This window comes from Psychrobacter sp. ENNN9_III (genome assembly GCF_001462175.1).
Classification (GTDB): domain Bacteria; phylum Pseudomonadota; class Gammaproteobacteria; order Pseudomonadales; family Moraxellaceae; genus Psychrobacter.
In genome coordinates this window covers 1-18166 of sequence record NZ_LNUO01000073.1, presented here as the reverse complement: position 1 = coordinate 18166, position 18166 = coordinate 1, and the positions used below count along the sequence as shown (strand labels likewise).

16 protein-coding genes and 1 pseudogene are annotated in these 18166 nt (G+C 43.0%); 3 read left to right on the top strand and 14 right to left on the bottom strand.

Features of this window, described 5'->3' with window-relative positions; all coding sequences use genetic code 11:
- Positions 1 to 33: 33 nt before the first annotated feature.
- The 9 genes and pseudogenes from PENNN9_RS04895 to PENNN9_RS04855 all read right to left on the bottom strand — a co-directional run bounded on the left by PENNN9_RS04895 (position 34) and on the right by PENNN9_RS04855 (position 8742).
- Positions 34 to 1096: pseudogene (locus PENNN9_RS04895) on the bottom strand (quinone-dependent dihydroorotate dehydrogenase).
- A 194-nt stretch (positions 1097 to 1290) separates the two neighbouring features.
- A complete protein-coding gene (locus PENNN9_RS04890; RefSeq protein WP_227511724.1) occupies positions 1291 to 1809 on the bottom strand; it encodes a DUF4870 family protein in 519 nt (172 codons plus the stop codon).
- Positions 1810 to 1971: 162 nt separating this feature from the next.
- Positions 1972 to 2523 (bottom strand): type II secretion system protein GspM, encoded by a 552-nt coding sequence (gene gspM, locus PENNN9_RS04885; protein WP_058368602.1) that lies wholly within the window; start codon positions 2521 to 2523, stop codon positions 1972 to 1974.
- A 42-nt stretch (positions 2524 to 2565) separates the two neighbouring features.
- Positions 2566 to 3897 (bottom strand): type II secretion system protein GspL, encoded by a 1332-nt coding sequence (gene gspL / locus PENNN9_RS04880; RefSeq protein ID WP_058368601.1) that lies wholly within the window; start codon positions 3895 to 3897, stop codon positions 2566 to 2568.
- A 125-nt stretch (positions 3898 to 4022) separates the two neighbouring features.
- Complete coding sequence (gene sixA / locus PENNN9_RS04875) at positions 4023 to 4481, bottom strand: phosphohistidine phosphatase SixA (protein WP_058368600.1); 459 nt, start codon at positions 4479 to 4481, stop codon at positions 4023 to 4025.
- A 42-nt stretch (positions 4482 to 4523) separates the two neighbouring features.
- Positions 4524 to 5957, bottom strand: coding sequence for an NAD(P)H-dependent glycerol-3-phosphate dehydrogenase (locus PENNN9_RS04870; RefSeq protein ID WP_082637995.1), 1434 nt, complete (start codon positions 5955 to 5957; stop codon positions 4524 to 4526).
- A 134-nt stretch (positions 5958 to 6091) separates the two neighbouring features.
- The gene (locus PENNN9_RS04865; RefSeq protein WP_413771736.1) at positions 6092 to 6706 is read right to left on the bottom strand and encodes a nitroreductase; all 615 of its coding nucleotides are present in this window, start codon (positions 6704 to 6706) and stop codon (positions 6092 to 6094) included.
- 140 nt (positions 6707 to 6846) lie between these two features.
- Positions 6847 to 7953: a cell division protein ZapE gene (zapE, locus tag PENNN9_RS04860; protein WP_058368598.1), complete on the bottom strand. Its 1107-nt coding sequence runs from the start codon at positions 7951 to 7953 to the stop codon at positions 6847 to 6849.
- 129 nt (positions 7954 to 8082) lie between these two features.
- Positions 8083 to 8742: an alpha/beta hydrolase gene (locus PENNN9_RS04855; protein ID WP_058368597.1), complete on the bottom strand. Its 660-nt coding sequence runs from the start codon at positions 8740 to 8742 to the stop codon at positions 8083 to 8085.
- 195 nt (positions 8743 to 8937) lie between these two features.
- On the opposite strand from PENNN9_RS04855, the gene PENNN9_RS04850 reads away from it, so the two are divergent.
- The 3 genes from PENNN9_RS04850 to xseB all read left to right on the top strand — a co-directional run bounded on the left by PENNN9_RS04850 (position 8938) and on the right by xseB (position 11370).
- Positions 8938 to 9306 carry a hypothetical protein gene (locus PENNN9_RS04850; RefSeq protein WP_058368596.1) on the top strand — a complete coding sequence of 123 codons (369 nt, stop codon included), beginning with the start codon at positions 8938 to 8940 and terminating at the stop codon, positions 9304 to 9306.
- Between the two features lie 204 nt (positions 9307 to 9510).
- The gene (gene xseA, locus PENNN9_RS04845; RefSeq protein WP_058368595.1) at positions 9511 to 11061 is read left to right on the top strand and encodes an exodeoxyribonuclease VII large subunit; all 1551 of its coding nucleotides are present in this window, start codon (positions 9511 to 9513) and stop codon (positions 11059 to 11061) included.
- Between the two features lie 63 nt (positions 11062 to 11124).
- Entirely contained in the window at positions 11125 to 11370 is a 246-nt protein-coding gene (gene xseB / locus PENNN9_RS04840) for an exodeoxyribonuclease VII small subunit (RefSeq protein WP_058368594.1), read from the top strand.
- Positions 11371 to 11377: 7 nt separating this feature from the next.
- On the opposite strand, the gene pncB is transcribed toward xseB, so the two are convergent.
- The 5 genes from pncB to PENNN9_RS04815 form a co-directional block, all read right to left on the bottom strand.
- The gene (gene pncB / locus PENNN9_RS04835) at positions 11378 to 12604 is read right to left on the bottom strand and encodes a nicotinate phosphoribosyltransferase (protein ID WP_058368593.1); all 1227 of its coding nucleotides are present in this window, start codon (positions 12602 to 12604) and stop codon (positions 11378 to 11380) included.
- A 197-nt stretch (positions 12605 to 12801) separates the two neighbouring features.
- Positions 12802 to 14115 (bottom strand): erythromycin esterase family protein, encoded by a 1314-nt coding sequence (locus tag PENNN9_RS04830; RefSeq protein ID WP_058368592.1) that lies wholly within the window; start codon positions 14113 to 14115, stop codon positions 12802 to 12804.
- A complete protein-coding gene (locus tag PENNN9_RS13285; RefSeq protein ID WP_197409073.1) occupies positions 14105 to 14770 on the bottom strand; it encodes a protein-L-isoaspartate(D-aspartate) O-methyltransferase in 666 nt (221 codons plus the stop codon). The genes PENNN9_RS04830 and PENNN9_RS13285 overlap by 11 nt, the downstream gene beginning before the upstream one ends.
- A gap of 181 nt (positions 14771 to 14951) precedes the next feature.
- Entirely contained in the window at positions 14952 to 15899 is a 948-nt protein-coding gene (locus PENNN9_RS04820; protein WP_058368590.1) for an ATP-binding cassette domain-containing protein, read from the bottom strand.
- Between the two features lie 105 nt (positions 15900 to 16004).
- On the bottom strand, positions 16005 to 17948 hold the full coding sequence (locus PENNN9_RS04815) for a glycine betaine ABC transporter substrate-binding protein (protein WP_082637994.1): 1944 nt from the start codon (positions 17946 to 17948) through the stop codon (positions 16005 to 16007).
- Between the last annotated feature and the right edge of the window lie 218 nt (positions 17949 to 18166).

The following is an 18166-nucleotide window of genomic DNA, read 5'->3' as shown; positions in this document are numbered from 1 at the left end:
TTACCGCCTTATGACTTTATAAAACCGATTTAACTAAATCTCTTGGGCATCATAGTAGCCGCCAATGGCCTGAATACAAGACTGCACCAAGCCTGGACCGCGATAGATAAGACCTGTATAAAGCTGAACCATATCTGCCCCAGCCTTGATCTTTTTGACAGCCTTTTCACCGCTATCAATGCCACCGACGCCTATAATAGTCACTTTACCATCTAGCTGATCTGAGAACTGTTGCAAAATCTGAGTACTAATATGACTGACTGGACGACCAGATAGACCGCCTGCTTGATCGCCATCTGTAAGATCCTCAACCCCTACTCGGCTTAAGGTTGTATTGGTCGCAATCAAACCATCAATTTCAAAATCCAATAATTGCTGCGAGATATAATCAACTTGTAGTGGATCTAAATCAGGAGCGACCTTTAATACCAACGGCACATAGAACCCGTATTCTGTCGCCAGCTGGCTATGACGGTTTTTAATCACGTCTAACAGCTGTGTCAATGCCTCACCGCTTTGTAAGTCACGCAAATTCTTTGTATTGGGTGATGAGATATTGACTGTAATGTATGAGGCATGAGGATAGACACGCTCTAGGCAATAAATATAATCATCAGCAGCATGCTCGACAGGTGTACTGGCATTTTTACCAATATTGATACCGATATTACCTTTATATTTACAGCGTTTGACATTTTCCTTTATATTTACAGCGTTTGACATTTTCAATCAGATAATCGACACCCTGATTATTAAAACCCATACGATTAATAATAGCGTCTGCTTGTCTTATTCTAAACAAACGCGGCTTATCGTTCCCAGCTTGTGGCTTTGGTGTGACCGTACCTACCTCAATAAAGCCAAAACCAAGCTCAGCCAATGCGTCGATATAATCGGCATTTTTATCCAATCCTGCAGCCAGTCCAACTGGGTTAGAAAACTGCAAACCCATACAATCGGTTGGTTGCATAGACTGACCATAGACCAATCCCAAAGCGCGCGCCTTATGAGCTTTAGCCAATAAAGATAGAGTCATATCATGAGCGTGTTCAGGATCCATCTTAAACAAAAAAGGGCGAAGCAAGGCATAAGACATAATAACGATAAACCCGGTCTGGATAAAAATAATGAATGGGACAACACGAATGAAAAATTGAGTGTCATAAAACGCTGCGATTATATCAGCTTAATAATAATAAGACCAAAGTTTCATTCCTAATATCAACGACTGCACCTAAGTATTAGCTGCGCTTTAATGCACATAAACAGACGCATTGGTAGTTAACTAACTTACGGTACAGGACGACTGTCGGTAAGCGCAATCCAGCCTCTGATAATACGGTATAGATGCCAGATAAAGGTAAAGAGCATTATCAACACCCCAAACCCAGCCAACAAAAATGAACCGATAGCTATATTACCGCTATCAGCCAACATACTAACGCCAAAACCACCGAGCGCAAACGTTATAATAATCGTTCCTATAACGAAAAAAATAATACTGTACCAAAAAGTTTTAATCTGCCAGTCAAAGTGCGTCGCAAGCCAAGTACCCTCAGCATCACGACGTTTGCCATAGTTCATCATGATTGGCACAATCCATAATAATCCTGCCGTAAAATAGCTGATCACGTAGAGCAGATAAGTAATGTGGTTGTAGGTGGTTAATGAGCGCTGCTCTTTTTGAGTCAACAGTGGTCTCTCTTGCTGCATAAGTCTGTGTGTCGTTTGTGAGTCAATAAAAGGTTCGGTAGTCTGCGTTCTTGTATATGAATGCTTATCGGAATTATTGTTAGAAGACTGGTTCATAATTTCTATCCATAACTGACAGTAGCCATTAAGTACTCAATTGTGGCAAATAGCGCCGCTTTCAAGATAAAACCATCACTTCCTTATAGTTTGACCTATATCAGAGGTTAAACATGGATAGATATAAAAAAATTTTGAGACAAATTTTGAAAATAGATTTTATTAAGAGATGATAGTTGCTTGTACTTGCACTTGCTTGGTCGCCAAGTCCTGCTGCATCGACAGCTTTGTAAACTGCCAGCCTTGTTGCTCAAGCTTACCAAGTGCAGCACTGACAGTCGCCTGGCTCGGATGACTAAAGCTTAATTGCACCCCTGCACCGTTGGCTACCACTTGCGCATTATCGATACCTGAGCTATTTAACGCAGTATTCACACGACTTGCTGGTGGCACCGCATCAGCACCGTCTTGATTGCTGGTAGCATTTAATGCATTAGGATCGATATTACCTGCCTGCGAGCGTAGCCAAAAATAATCATTGACCTGCTCTTGGTAATCAGACTTACTCTCTTTGGCAGCTTGATGGACGCTATAACCGCCATAACCACCGATAAATAACAATAAAAACACCAGCAAAACAGCCAATGCCATCTGATCACGAGAAGAGAGCGCTTGCCAGCGTGACCATAGCGCATTTTGGTAGTTGTTCACACGTGCTGACAAGGCTTTGGTTGCTAACGGGTTTTGGGTAGTGCGGCGCTGTAATAGTTTCATCACTTGACCTTGATGGATGGTATAAAATTTACAAACTAAAAATTAAGATTGAGCCACGTTATCTACAGCCGCAGGATCATCTTCAACATCGACGGTTATCTGCCCACTAAACTGCCCTTGCTCATTGCTATTGACCCGCTCTAGACTTGCTTGAATACCTTGCGCAGTCAGTGTACTGGCGAATTTATCAAGACTTCCCCGGTCTGGCGCTATTAAGGTAAAGCTTAAAGCAGATGGCTCCATAACCAGCGACTGTGCATGTAACGAAGACTGCTTAATAAGCGGTGATATTCGACCGAGTACTGCTAGGTGCGATGCTGACTCTTGACTATCGCTACGCAGTTTTGGTTGCATTTGTACCTGCAGCTTAGTGCGATTGGTATTGAGTATCTCATCTGGAAACCATGACTGATACTGCTCTGCAGTTGCCCTCTGCGTAGCATCTGCAGCAAGGTTATAACGATAAATTTGTAAGCCATCAGTTGCCATTTGCAACACCAATGCTGACAATGCGACCATCATCGCCACTCGTAAGTAGGGTGAGAGCTTCGTCTCTGAAGATTTAACAAAAAAGTTAAGCGCGTGACGTTCTGGTATCTCTATTGGTATAGGGACTATAGATAAAGGCGTTGATAATATCTGCTGTTCTGCCAGCAAAGTAGCTGTTTCTGTCGCGATACTTGTTTCTGTTGTAGAGTCTGATATAAGGCCTGACTCTAAGTTAGTCTTTTGCAAGTTGCTGCTATCATCTGCCAAGTCATCAAATGCATCAATTGGAGCGCTGATAGACGCTGGATCAATCGATTGTATCGAAGGCAATATACAAACTTCACTTAAATGCGGTAAGCGCTCAAAAATAAGCGGTAAGTAATTTACTGCCAAGCCCTGATATTGTGACTGTCGTAATAAGGCAGTATATTGATCTTGATATAAGGTTACTTGCTGAGCAGCGCCTTCTTCAGGAATAGGCAACAGTAAAAAGTCTGGCAGTAGTGCATTGATGCTTAGGCCGACCAAAGATGCACTTTGTTGCCATGCTTCTATGTCGTTTTCAGCCAACGCATAAAGATAATGCGCATGAGTATCGCCGATCTGCCTGACTGCCAATTGCTCAACTGGCGCTAAAGAGGTCTCTTCAAATAAATACTGTTTACCTGTGTTGCCAAGCTGCTTGAGCTGAGCTGCATTTAGCTTTGTGTCGACTTGCAACAAATGGCTGGAGGGAAAATAAAGACAAAGTGATGTAGAGCTGTTTCTGCTATTGCCATATATATCATACAGCTGTTGCCAGCCGCTTACAGACTGCCACTCTTTTGTGTTAGCATGCCAAACTGCTAACGGACTATGCTGCGATCTTATCCAAACATGTAACACCAAGCGTGTCCTTACTTAACTTATGAGATAAATTATTAAAATAAAACCAACCATCAAATATTTTGGTATTTAATCATGGTTGCCAGTTAAGTCAAAGCCTAGTATTGACTTACGCATGTATAATATTAACGCGGCTGCTGCGGCACAAAACGGTCTATCTCGTTTGCCATACCCGTCATGACAAATTCCATCTCAAAGACACGTGCTTCAGCCAAAGCAAATGATTCAGGACTATCGCCTGTTAGTAAACCGGCAAGATAAGCAACGATAGACATATGACAAACCACTACCAAACACTCGGCTTCAATCTTTGCAATATCTGCCAATGCCATGTGAGCATCATCGGATGGTGTAATATTGTCTTGTACTATACACGGTACTGTAGGAGCGCGCGATTGTAGGGCGGACAACGTTTGCTGCGCGCGTTTATAAGGACTCACTACAAAGTGGTCTGGCGCATAATTTTCAATAATATATTCAGCCGTTTGTGCTGCTTGCTGTTGACCATAGTCAGTCAACTGCCGTGCACTATCTGGCCGAGTCTCATCTTCTGCTTGTCCATGACGCATTAATATAATCTTCATAATACCCCTTTATTACTACTTAATACATAACTTTTAGCAAACTTATTTTTTGTCTTTGTCGGTATCTTCTTCATCAAAATTGTCATTTTTATCAGTGTTTTGCGCGGTTTTGTGGTGAACCGAGTCATTAGTGTCAGAACTGTTGTCAGAGTTATCACTATCGTCTTGAGGGTTGTTTGCCGCCGCCTGCATCTGTGCAGTAAGCGCAGCATTACTATAATCGTGTGGCATGACAAACTCGACATCGCTACGAAACCCTGCTTCCATCAAGTGCAGTGCTACGCCAAGCGCTGCCTTATCTTCATAAATAACAGCGTATAGAGCGTGGGTAATCGGCATATAAATACCGTCTTTAGATGCCTTTTCATGCACTTGCTGAATCGTATTGACTCCTTCGGCAGTCTGCCCCAGCTTTTTGACGGCTGCATCAATATTCATACCGCGACCAAGCATATTACCAATTTGATAGTTACGGCTAAGCTCTGAGCTACAGGTAGCATACAGATCCCCAACGCCTGACAAGCCTAAGAACGTCAAAGGGTTGGCGCCAGCTTCTACCCCAAAACGACTCATCTCAGCCAACGCTCGGGTTAGTAGCATGGCTTTGGTATTTTCGCCTACATCATATGCAGCAGCCATACCCATAGCAATGGCATAAATGTTTTTGAGCGCTCCGCTAAGCTCTACCCCGCGTATATCATCACTGGCAAATACTCGAAAAAACGCGCTATGTAGTGCAGCTTGCACTGCATGACGCAAAGGCTCAGAATGACTGGCTATTACTGTCGCTGAGGGCATGTTTTTCATAATCTCAATAGCGAGATTTGGCCCTGACATAACACCGAAGTTTACTTCTGGCAGCTCCTCTTTGATGATGTCACTCATCAGCGCAAAGGTGTCTTTTTCCATGCCCTTAGTGAGAGACACAACCGACTGTCCCGTAATAAATGGGGCAATACTCTTAAGTGTCTCACGAAATGCCATGCTTGGTACTGCAAGAAAAATAATGTCTTTGTCTTTGACGGCAGACTCTAAATCGTGACTGTATTTAAGGCTTTCATCTAGCTTATAACCGGACAGATATTTTTTGTTCATCTGCGATTTAGCCATAGATTTAACCGTACGCTTGTTACGAACCCAAAGGGTGGTATCACAGCCATTGCGTGCTGCCAAATTTGCCATCGCTGTACCAAAGCTACCACCGCCCAAAAACGCCAAACGCAGCTGGTCTGGATTATCACGTACTTGTCCCATGTTTTTGGCGACATCTGCTTCAACCGCACTAGGATTAAGCTTTCTTCGACCAAGTCCTGATTTAGTCGCGCGCTCAATAATACCTGCCAGCAAACCACTAGATTTTTCAGTATTAACCTGATCCGAACTTCTATCATCTGTCTTTTGTTTAGAAGCGTTTTTATCGACAGCTTCTTTATTTGGCTTTTTGTTAGATGAATTGTTTTCAGTAGAGCTTGTCATATCTAATTATCCGTGTTGACTGCTTATATCATTGAGGCAGATTACACTGTCTGCATAAAAAGGTATAGCGTTATATGATGCTTTAGTTTTTGTACATCACCACACCAGCTATGATTGAATCTAATAAATGACGCTTATGATTCAAAGCGTACTAACGGTTCGATATCAATAGGTTTGCGTTTTGGCTCATCCTTAGGACTGGTGCCAGTATAAACAAAAGCGGTGACATAATCATCTGGACCGACATCGAAATACGCTTTTACTGCAGGCTCGTTACACAGTAACCCAGTGCGCCATACAGTACTATAGCCTTGCGCTTTTAGAGCCAAAATCAAATTTTGCACAGCAGCCCCTGTGCTTAACATTTGCTCAAAAGGTGGGACTTTTTTGTGTGCTTGCATTTGAGTCACGACGGTAATGATAAGGGGTGCTCGCAATGGCATGTTGCGGGTTTTCTTGATGGTCTTTTCGGTCAATTCTTCACCATCTTGCACCGCCTTTGCTTGTGCAGCTTCAAGAAGGGCAAGGCCTAGCTCATGACGAGCATCGCCTTCGGTCACAATAAAGCGCCATGGGCGAAGCTTTTTATGATCAGGCGCTGTTGCAGCGCATTCGATAGCCTGTTGGATTTGAGCACGAGTTGGTGCTGGCGCGTCTAGATTCCCCATACTGCGTCTTGAATTAATCCAATCGATCAATTGAGTGCTGGTGTAGCCTGTGTCATTGATGTCTGTATTGTCAACAAGCATCTCTTCATTACTTTTATCTTTTTTATCGTCAGATACATTCATCGTCTGTCCTTAGTTATTATTGTTCAGTACTTGTGTTATTTTATAGATGACTACTTAATTTACTAGCTGAATTCTAATAGCTATACTAAAAGACACAATCACGCAGCATCAACGCTTTCAACACGATGTTCCATTTTTAGATAGTCTTCTGATTGCATCTCAAGCAAGCGTGAGCGCGTACGCTCAATCTCAAATGCTAACTTTTCTCCTTGGTACAACTCTAGAATCGACTGTTCAGCTCGTACCAATAGCTTGACACGGCGATCATAGAACTCATCAACCAGATAAATGAAACGACGAGTAGGATCACGCAAGTCATCATCTAGTGCTGGTACTGCGTTGACCAGTACGGTATTGAATTGCTTAGCAATCTCAATAAAATCAGAGGCAGAACGCGGCTCCATGCATAGATGCCGGAAGTCACAAAATAAGATATCTTCGGTACGAGCATTAATTTTGATTTCACGACCGTTGATAACGATGGGCTCATTACTGATTTTTTGATTATTAGATAAGCTGGCAAAACGGTTGGCAAGCCAGTGATGATTGGCTTTGGTCATCGGCGACTTGTACAGCTCTGCTTGCTGCAATACACGCAAACGGTAATCAATGCCCGAGTCAATATTCATCACGGTAGTATGACGCTCAACCTCAGCAATGGCAGGCAAGAAACGGTCGCGATGTAAGCCATCTTTATACAAGCCCGATGGCTCAATATTAGAGGTGGCAACCAAGGTAACACCGCGGTTAAACAACATGGTAAACAGATCCCCTAAGATCATCGCATCAGAGACATTCGAGACAAAAAACTCATCAAAACAGATAATCACCGCTTCTGAATGAATAATATCAGCGACTTTTTCTAACGGATCACTTTGACCTTGTAACGTATTTAGCTCGCTATGTACGCGCTGCATAAAATGATGAAAATGCTGACGCATCTTACGCTCAATCGTTAAAGAGTCATAAAACATGTCCATCATCCATGTTTTACCACGGCCAACACCGCCCCACATATACAGACCTTTTGGCGCGGCAGGTTTGGACTTTAAAAAGCTAAAAAAGCCCTTTTTTTGTTCAGCGCTACTATTGAGCTGATGGTAAAGCTCATCAAGGTAGCTCATAGCCTGATATTGCTGCTCATCTCGAGTAAACTCATCAGTACTGATGGCTTGCTCGTAGCGTTGCAATGGAGATAATCTCATAATACGACTCATCGTTAGACAAAATAAATAATAAAGTAACCCGTTAACTCTGCTTCCCCATAACGCAGGAAAACTGAGAACCAGTTATAATTAATAGTCATGCTAATAAATAAAACTATTAGGTAAAATCTATGTACCACTCCCAAAGCTGTGCTCTTCTAACAAACCCTTAAGCTCAGACAAACGCCCGTGAAAAAAATGACCTGCGCCATCTACCACACTGACGCTAATACCTAAGCGTTCAGCAAATGCCTGCATGTTTTGAGGCTCAATCACCTCATCAGCATTACCATAAATCTCAAAGGTTTTATCAGCAGGCAAATCTAGATCGCTGCTGTCGTTCTTTTCCACTGACGGTGCGATAAGGGCGATTTTTGCAACTTCAAAATCACTCAACCCCCAAATATGAGAGGCCTCAAGTACTTGCTCAGCGACCCGCGCCGTCACATAGCCACCAAAAGAGAAACCACCAAGCCATAGCTTACGTGCAGAGCTTTGTTCTGCAATCCATTGTAACACGGTCATTGCATCTACTACTTCACCATCGGCATAATCATGTTCACCGGTCGACTGCCCAACACCGCGAAAGTTAAAACGCACTACATGCATACCGTTGTCACGAGCAAAACGATACATAGTCGTGACCACTTTATTGTTCATCGTACCGTCAAAAAGTGGATTAGGATGGCAAAGCAGCGCTACTGTATCGGTATCTGGATCATTAGGGTTATCTTGTTGCCATAGTGCGTCAACTTCAAGTACACCAGCTGGAGCAGGAATCAATTGCATAGACTTACTTATTAATTAAGAATAGATATGTTAATTATCCTAGATATGATTTATATTTCAAGTGATTTGCTGTGTACTGTTGATGTTTGTTTGACTCTTGCTTGTTATAATCAATTGTTTTGAGTGATTAATGAATTTTCGTGCTTAACGTATAGAAAACGTATAAAAACAACGTATAAAAACTGGGAATAATTTATGAATACTTTTAATAAAACCATACTATTAACGGCTACTGTCACCGCCGCCCTCGCCCTAAGCGCTTGTCAAAGTACGCCTTCATCACCTGTCATTCAGCGTGCCAACTCTATTTATGAGACGACTGGTATTGCAGATACAAAAGTGAAAGCGCAGCAAAATGCGATAGACAGCGCGCAAAAGACTTGCAAGAGTAAGCAAGTGATTATCGTGGATGACAAAGTGACGTATAATGGTATCTTGGATGAGCGTACTGGTCGTATGGTCGGTCAAGCGGGTGCCGTTATCGGCTCAATCTTCGGCACTGGTACGCCAGATTTGTCCCGTAGCGACGATTATGAGTACAAGATCAACTTTCGTTGCCAGTAATTATCAGTGATTGCCAGTAAGTCTATAACAAACAAAATAGGTTAATTGCAGTATCACTGTCCTCTCTTTTTGTATGTCCGTTTTTGGGTTAAACTATCGTGTTAAATGTTTAACCCCACCTTCTTTAGTTTAAAAAATTAATTTATAAACAAACAGACTACAGACACCTAGCTCTTAATCTATTCTTACCTTTGGTTTCTTATTATGCGCAAACCCAATCTCTCAAATACTAAACAAGCGAAAGTATTGGCACCGGCAAAGGATTTGGCGACATTGGAAGCTGAACTCGCTGAGCAAGAAAACAGTCCTGAAGTCAATTTAGAAGACACTGTTCTGCGGCTTAGCGATTATCTATCAGCAGTTGAGATGGTCATCAAACAAACCTTTAATCATCGCGTGTGGGTAAAAGCAGAGATTCGCAACCTGTCTAGCAAAGGCGGACATTATTACTTTGAGCTGGCAGAAAAAGACGACGATGGCAAAGTTATTGCCAGCTGCCGTGGCAACCTATGGCGTTTTAAAGCCGCCCGCGTCTTAGCAAAGTTTGAGCGCGCAACGGGTATGCCACTTGAGCGTGATTTAACGGTACTTCTTAAAGTGTCAGCAGGTTTTCATGCACAATATGGCTTCTCGCTCACTATCGAAGATATTGATCCTAGCTATACATTGGGAGACTTGGCACGGCAATATGCAGAGATGATCGACCGCTTGACCGGTGAAGGTTTGTTGCACCTAAATCAGCAGCTGCCTACGCCATTTGATATCGAGCATGTGCTGGTCATCGCACCCGAAAAGGCCGCAGGGTTGGGAGATTTTCAAGCCGATGCAGACCGCTTAGCCAGTACCGGTGCGTGTCAGTTTCATTACCATCATGCCACCTTTCAGGGCAATCATGCACCAGGCGAGATACGCCAAGCTATCGTCAGCGCCCAACAACAATTTTATGATGCCTATCAGCGTTTGCCAGACTTGTTAGTGATTATTCGTGGCGGCGGCGCTGTTGGTGATTTGGCCTACCTCAATGATTATGAGCTAGCAGCATTGGTGGCTGAGCAGCCTATTCCTGTATGGGTCGGTATCGGTCATGAGCGTGACAAAGTTATCTTAGATGAGGTGGCGCATACCAGCTTTGACACTCCATCAAAAGTAATCGCCGCAATCAGTAGTCATTTAGCCCAACTAGTCACTCAGACTTTGCAATATCAAGCACAAATCAAGCAAGCAGCAAAGCGGCAGTTGAATATAGCTGAACAACAAACGTCACGACAACTGAGCCAAATACAATCGCAAACCATCGGCCAGCTAACCGCACTACAAAAAGACAGTGATTATGCGTGGCAAAGCATTCAGCAAAGCGCCCAGCGCCAAGTAAAGCAAGCAGCAAGACGAACAAGCGAGCTACGCGCGCAGACTCAAGCCTTGGCTTATCAGCAATTAACAATCGCTGCCACTGATAGTAAAGATTATCAAAAAACTGTTATGCAAAGTGCTCAGCAGCGCGTCATACAAGCACAACGCAGTAGCGAACATTTACGTGATATTGTACTACTGCACCGTCCGTCTCGCGTACTTAAACAAGGCTATACCATGCTGACTGATGCAAAAGATAAGCAGATATTCACCAGCAGTACGCAGCTTTATCCTGAGCAGACCATTCATATCGTCTTAAAAGATGGTAAAGCAAAAGCACAGATTATTGATATTAAAACTGACAACAAGATGACAGAATCTACTGACACACTAACCGAATCATAAGTCGAATTTTAGTAACTTTTATCTCCCTTTTTTTAACCCTACTTTTGAACATTAGGAAACCTTATGACAACCCCTACTCGCCGACGCAAAAAAGCCGCCCCAAAAACCTTTAAGGCGGCTTACGATATTCTAAAAACCAATGCAGCTGAACTACAACAGCAAGACGAGCCAGACATTGATAATCTGATGACAACGGTAGAAGAGTCGATCGCTGCTTATCGCGTGTGCGAAACCCGTATCAATGCGGTACAACAAGCACTAGATGCAGCTTTTGCTGAAGAAGAGAAAACAGAGACTAACGATCTTTAGACAGTCGTTATTCTGGCTCATCAACCTCAAAAACTTGGCGCAAATACGCCAGATAGGTATTATTATTGATCATGGTCTTGCCTGGGCTATCAGACAGTTTAGCGACTGGTTGCCCATTGCATTCAACCAGTTTAAGAACGATATTAATTGGTGTGATGCCCATATCATTGGTGAGATTGGTACCAATGCCAAAGCTGGTTTTGATGCGATCTTTAAAGTATTGATGCAGCTCCCATGCCTTATCAAGATTCAGACCGTCACTAAAGGTCAAAATTTTGGTCTTAGGATCTATCTTTAACTTCTTATAATGAGCGATCGCCTTATCACCCCAGATATAAGGGTCTCCGCTATCATGACGCAGGCCATCAAATAGCTTGGCAAAATACAAATCAAAGTCGCGTAAGAATGCATCCATACCAACGACATCTGTTAGAGCAATACCTAAGTCGCCGCGATACTCATGAACCCATGCTTCAAGAGCCGCTTTTTGTGAATCACGAAGACGTACATCTAACGCTTGAAACGCCTGCATAAACTCGTGTGCCATCGTACCGATTGGTGTCATTCCCAGCTCTTTTGCCAAATATACATTAGAGGTACCGCCCACTATCTTTGGGGCAGCCTTGTGTAGAGTCTCAACCACATGCGCTTGCCAAGCTTTGCTAAAACGCCGGCGAGTACCAAAATCAGCGACAATAAAGGGCGGCGTATCATGGCTGTATTGGGCTTGTTCTGCTGCATAGTGATGCAACAAGGCAACTTTTGCATCCAGTCTACGCTGACCTTCTTTAATCACACTAGGATCGGACAACGCATTAAAATACAGCTCATTCACTATTGCTAACACAAACACTTCAAAGAACATCGCTTGTATCATCGGTCCTTCAATATCGATACATAACCTGCCTTTTGCATCAGTACTTACCGTAATAAATCGACGCTTTAGCTGAAACAGCTCAAGATAATCCACGAAGTCTGAACGAATAAAACGCAACCCTCGTAAATACTCCAACTCGTCTTCTAAAAACCGCAATTCACACAAACTGTCGAGCTGTTGCTCTAGTGACGCTTTAATATCTGCTAGCGGATAAGCGGTGTCTTTATTGTTACGGCAGCGAAAACGATAAACCCCGTGTGTCTGTGGAAACTGATGTAGCATGGCTTGTAACATGGTAAATTTGTACAAATCGTTATCAAGTAACGAGGTAATAATAGGTGCATAGGTAACGGTCATGCTAGGGCCTTAAAAACGCAAAAATAAGAAATAAACGTCACCTAACACTTAAAGCGACATAATAGGTGATCGATAAGCTCAGAACACTTACTGCTCATGAGTCATCAATAAAAGGTCAAGTATAACGAAGTTTGTTGTTTTTTTCAGAACTCGCTATTGATTACAGCAAAATTACTACGATTGGCTAGAGTGTGTCCTCAATAACCAAACGGGAATGTATCAAATGATCCTTCCTCCCGCTGTTTTGGCAACGCTTCAACGGCACGCGTTTTATCAAACCAGATATACTCATCGAACTGGGCTGGCAAAGAGGCATAAAAATAATGACTTTGTAATTCCGTTTCAGGTCTATAAATGACGCCTATCGCTCGCTCTAAACGCTCTGGGAGTAGTTTTTTACGAATGTCTTCATGCAATGGATAGCGCAATGGTAAAAGAAAATTGTCAGTAGCAACCTCATGAAAAACACGTTCATAACTGTCAATATGTGATGGTTGTACTTGTTTTATCTCCATGGGTCCGCCCCAGCTAGACGCAGCAGCAACCGTACCATGATCGGTACCAAAACCTATATTATAGGCTTTGTCACCATATTCTTGGCGCACCAATTGGCCTATATTTAATTCGCCACGTGCACTCATTTGGGTTGCTCGAGCATCACCAAGGTGGGAATTATGTGCCCAAACAACAGCCTTTGATTGAGCGCCTCTAAACTCAAGCACCGCCTGCAATGTTTCAAACATATGTTGATCACGCTGGTTCCATGAGTTGTTTTTGGCATAATACACCGTACGATAATAACGTTCGGCATCGGCTATTAGCTTGGCATTTTGTTTGGCATCAAAAAGTTGTTCACCATTGGTGGCAGAATACTCTAACTCTATCTTGAGTAAATTCTGTAGATTGTTGAGTACTTCTGATTCACAACTTTTATGTTGCTCGGTTATCATCGCACGACTGTATAAAGAAAGATCGTCCTCCCAAGGCATCAGACAGTCGTAGCGCTCGCGGACAATTTCTGCCGTCTTAGGATCCACTTTTTGTAAATAATCCAATACTCTGTCAATAGAGCTATATAAGCTGTATAAATCTAAACCATAAAAACCTATTTTTTGTTCTGAAGATTCAGTTTTATTATTATAAGCATAAAGCCAGTGGGTAAATTCAAGCATTGATTTATTTGCCCACATCCAAGTAGGAAACCTAGAAAAAGGTTTATTCTCCCGCAAAGCATCATGCTCTCTACCATGAATATAATGATTAATATGCGCCGCATCTGGCCAGTCCGCTTCAGCAGTGACAATAGTAAAGCCTTTCTTTTCTATAAGCTCCTTGGTTATACGAGCTCGCATTTCATAAAATTCAGCCGTACCATGTGACGCCTCACCAAGCAGTACTACACGACTATCTCCGATACGCTCCATGAGATTATCTAGGTTAATATCATTAATACTCGTAAAATGCTCACTTGATTGACCAATCAATTCAGACAAACTTCTATTAGCTTTCATTGTTTTTCTCCTGCCAACCTGCTACGCCAATAAGAGGTACAAAACGAACACCTCCTAAATCTTCTGTCTCATATTCATTTTCATTGATACGCCGAATACGAACCAGTTTTTGAGAATTCAAAGATGCGCCTACGGGAATGACCATACGCCCGCCGATGGCTAGCTGTTCTTTGAGGGCTTGCGGCGCTTCAGGCCCTCCTGCTGCAACTATAATGGCATCAAAAGTGGCATGATCTACCCAACCAAGTGTCCCATCGCCATGCTTGACCTGAACATTGGTATACCCTAATTCTTTGAGTTTTATCTGAGCAGTATCTGCCAAAGCTTTGTGGCGCTCAATGGTATAAACAGTCTCACAAATCTCCCCAAGCACGGCTGCAGCATATCCCGAACCTGTACCGACTTCAAGTACACGATCATCTGACTTCAATTCAAGGGCCGCCGTCATCAATGCAACAATAAAGGGTTGTGAGATGGTCTGGTTTTCTTCAATAGGTAAAGGTGAATCTCTATAAGCAAATTCGACAAGGTCTGTAGGCGTAAAAGCTTCACGTGGTACCGTACCCAGCGCACGAAGCACCGTTTGATCGTGAATACCGCGAGCCGCAAGTTGGCGATCTATCATTTGCTGTCTTAGCTCTTCAAAATTATCCATGATGATTTCCTTAATTTTCATTTTGGACTATTCAATACCATCGATATCGTCAGCCCTAAATAAAACAGATAAACATACATAACTGAGAAAAATTTATTTGTTGGCTATACGCTTTTTCAAAGACTAAAAAACTGCTTTTAGCTGACTTATATTTTTGAAATTTATAAATGTTTAACCTGCTCTAGGCTTTAGCACTCATAAACTGGGCGACATAGTCGTCGGCTGGATTGTGGCGTAAGTCATGAGGTGTACCCGTTTGCACTAGACGCCCCCCATTTAAGATACTAATACGTTGACCGACTTTTACTGCTTCGTCGATATCATGAGTAATAAAGACAATGGTCTTATTTAGCCGTTCTTGTAGCTCAAGCAGCTGATCCTGCAATTGAGCACGGATAAGTGGATCAAGCGCAGAAAATGCTTCATCCATTAGCAAAATAGGATTGTCCGTTGCCAGCGCGCGCGCCAGCCCAACACGCTGCTGCATACCACCTGACAACTCATCAGGATAGCTGTGCTCTAAATTTGGCAGTCCAACTTCATTAAGCCAGTGCCGAGCAACCTCATGACGCTCGCTTACACTCATTTTACGGACACGCAAACCATAAGCGACGTTTTGCATGACGGTCATATGAGGCACCAAGCCAAAATGCTGGAACACCATGCTAACGGTTTGCTGGCGATAGTGCTGCAACCCTTTATCATCAAGCTCTAATACATTAATCGCAGAAGATGACTTTTCGTTTCCCACTGGTGCTTTATTGATGTCAGTAGTCGTTGCAGTTGACTGAATATCATTGTTAGGTTTTTTGATATTAGCAGGGTTTTTTGCATTAATATTTTTTGCATTGATAGAAGTATCTACCCATATTTTGCCACTGGTTGGATCGATTAAGCGGTTGATATGACGTATCAATGTCGATTTGCCAGAGCCTGACAATCCCATAATACAATGCAGCTCACCCGCTTTAACGTTTAGATTAATATCATATAGCCCAACCGAATAGCCGGTTTGCTCTTTCACCTTAATGCTGTCCATACCCTCAGCCAATAACGTCAATGCAGACTGCGCTTGCGTACTATTGGCATTGTAAATCTTGCTGATATTCTCTAATTGGATATGATTCATCATTGCTCTCGCTGTTGGTATTTATTATTGTCGTTACTGTCATTTTTGCTGTTTGTTACACTCAATTTTTAACTGGTTATGTTCACCTTAACGCCAAGCAAACTCCTAACCAATCGGGCGTTTACCTGCGTCAATAGTTTTTTGACGCGCCCGCTTACCTTGACCAAATGCTTGAGTAATACGGTCGATAATAATAGCAACAATGACAATAGCGGTACCTGCTTGCAAGCCTTGGCCGATATTAAGCGTTTGGATAGATTGCAAGACATCTTCGCCAAGACCTGGTGCACCAATCATGGAAGCTAGTACTACCATAGCAAGCGACATCATCACTGCTTGGTTAATCCCCGCCATGATACTAGGCAGTGCTTGGGGCAACTTAATCCAGACAAGCAGCTGCAAATGAGTACTACCAAATGAGCGTCCTGCCTCTATCATCTCGTGATTGACTTGGGTGATACCCAGAGTCGTCAAGCGAATCAGTGGCGGCAGTGCATAAATGACCGTAGCAAATAGCGCAGGCACTTTGCCGATACCGAACAGCATCAGCACTGGAATGAGATAAACAAAACTTGGCATGGTCTGCATCACATCTAGTACAGGAGTCACAACTTTGCGCAGAATCTTACTACCTGACATCGCAATACCAATTGGAATACCAATCACCACCGTAACCAGTACCGATACAATCAGTAGCGCTAAGGTATCGATGAGCGCGCCCCACAGACCAAAAGCACCAATCAAAAATAGCCCCGCACCGCAGGCCAAGGCAAACCATATTTTGCGAACACCAAACCATCCAAGTATCGTCACGAGCGCGATAATGATCCATGGTGGAATAACGGTCAACAGACGTTCGATAGGGAGCAACAAGTAGGTCAGCGCCATCGTACTGATGGTACGAAACACATCACCATAGTTTTGAACAACGTTTGCCAAGGTATTATTCAGCGGAGTCTCAAGTGACCACGAAGGAAAGCTTGATGCTAGACCTGATTGATTGTCACTGCCTGTACTATTGTTAGCAACACCAGTATTAGCAACAGCCGCGCCTGTTAAGCTTATACCTAACTTAGCAGCTAGACGCTTAGCTGCTTCATCAGACAACCACTCTTGCCAAACATTTGGATTATCACGTAAAAACGCTAACGCTTGCTCATCCCCACTACGCTTAGTCTCACTCATCTCTAAGATAGCGCCATTAAGCTCATCAGGGGTAAACTGAATACGTTTATATACCTCAGCCAGCTCGGGATTAGACTCAATAAAAGGCGTCGATACTGCAATACCTAAAGGTGATACCGGAAAGCCAGACACACAATCAGCTGTACCATCAGCTCGTAACAAATCTTGCCAACAAGCGTCATCATGAGCAGGGAACTCTAATGACGCAAAGTCATATTTTGCCATCAAACCCGTAGGCTGCCAGTAATAAAATAGTAGCGGTTTGTGCTGCTCAAATGCAGAGGCAATCTCGGCATCGAGAGCAGCACCGGTTCCGGGATGGGCATTGTTAAAAACACTATCCAAACCCGTATTCTTAAGCAAACGAGTATTAAAAACCTCGCATGCCCAGCCCGATGGACAGTTCATAAAACGTGACTTACCAGGTTCTTCAGGGTCTGGAAATAGCTCAGCATACTTAGGCAAATCTTGATAACTGCGTAGACCTGGGTTTTCTTCTAGGACATATTTAGGAACATACCAACCTTGGGTTGCGCCGCCCTTGAGTGTATCGCCAATGACTGCTACTTTGTTTTGTTCAATGGCTTGTTCCATAATTGGCGAGCGTCCAACCCATTGCTCACCAATGACTTGGATGTCGTTCTGTGACAATGCCGTCTCGAGCGCAGGCCCTGCTCCTGGCACTTCTTCAATTGTACAGTCATAGCCATCTTCAGTGATGTACTTCAGCACACCAGAGATAAACTGACCGCTCTCCCATGTTAGTGCGCCAAATTTGATAGGTGATTGGCAGGCTGCTGACGCCGATATTGGCAGTAACAACGCGCTCATACAAAGTAAACTTAACGCAATCCATTGGCGCATGTTATGTCCTATTTATCGTTATTTTAGCGAGTTATTATTAATGATTTACCAGTCAATTGGGTAGACGCTCATTATTAAAACCAAAGCTTGTTTCTAATCAGAAATATAAATTTACCACAACTACCGTCTAGTAATATTACGAAGTGTAGCGATTTATAGTATTGATGACAAACGCTTACTTATTCATCACTAATGCTTTTTTTGACCAAAAAACGGAA

Excerpts from the sequence above, each read along its gene's own strand:
- PENNN9_RS04890 (WP_227511724.1), bottom strand. The coding sequence starts at position 1,809 with ATGAACCAGTCTTCTAACAATAATTCCGATAAGCATTCATATACAAGA.
- gspM (WP_058368602.1), bottom strand. The coding sequence starts at position 2,523 with ATGAAACTATTACAGCGCCGCACTACCCAAAACCCGTTAGCAACCAAA.
- sixA (WP_058368600.1), bottom strand. The coding sequence starts at position 4,481 with ATGAAGATTATATTAATGCGTCATGGACAAGCAGAAGATGAGACTCGG.
- PENNN9_RS04870 (WP_082637995.1), bottom strand. The coding sequence starts at position 5,957 with ATGACAAGCTCTACTGAAAACAATTCATCTAACAAAAAGCCAAATAAA.
- PENNN9_RS04865 (WP_413771736.1), bottom strand. The coding sequence starts at position 6,706 with ATGCTTGTTGACAATACAGACATCAATGACACAGGCTACACCAGCACT.
- zapE (WP_058368598.1), bottom strand. The coding sequence starts at position 7,953 with ATGAGATTATCTCCATTGCAACGCTACGAGCAAGCCATCAGTACTGAT.
- PENNN9_RS04855 (WP_058368597.1), bottom strand. The coding sequence starts at position 8,742 with ATGCAATTGATTCCTGCTCCAGCTGGTGTACTTGAAGTTGACGCACTA.
- PENNN9_RS04850 (WP_058368596.1), top strand. The coding sequence starts at position 8,938 with ATGAATACTTTTAATAAAACCATACTATTAACGGCTACTGTCACCGCC.
- xseA (WP_058368595.1), top strand. The coding sequence starts at position 9,511 with ATGCGCAAACCCAATCTCTCAAATACTAAACAAGCGAAAGTATTGGCA.
- xseB (WP_058368594.1), top strand. The coding sequence starts at position 11,125 with ATGACAACCCCTACTCGCCGACGCAAAAAAGCCGCCCCAAAAACCTTT.
- pncB (WP_058368593.1), bottom strand. The coding sequence starts at position 12,604 with ATGACCGTTACCTATGCACCTATTATTACCTCGTTACTTGATAACGAT.
- PENNN9_RS04830 (WP_058368592.1), bottom strand. The coding sequence starts at position 14,115 with ATGAAAGCTAATAGAAGTTTGTCTGAATTGATTGGTCAATCAAGTGAG.
- PENNN9_RS13285 (WP_197409073.1), bottom strand. The coding sequence starts at position 14,770 with ATGGATAATTTTGAAGAGCTAAGACAGCAAATGATAGATCGCCAACTT.
- PENNN9_RS04820 (WP_058368590.1), bottom strand. The coding sequence starts at position 15,899 with ATGAATCATATCCAATTAGAGAATATCAGCAAGATTTACAATGCCAAT.
- PENNN9_RS04815 (WP_082637994.1), bottom strand. The coding sequence starts at position 17,948 with ATGCGCCAATGGATTGCGTTAAGTTTACTTTGTATGAGCGCGTTGTTA.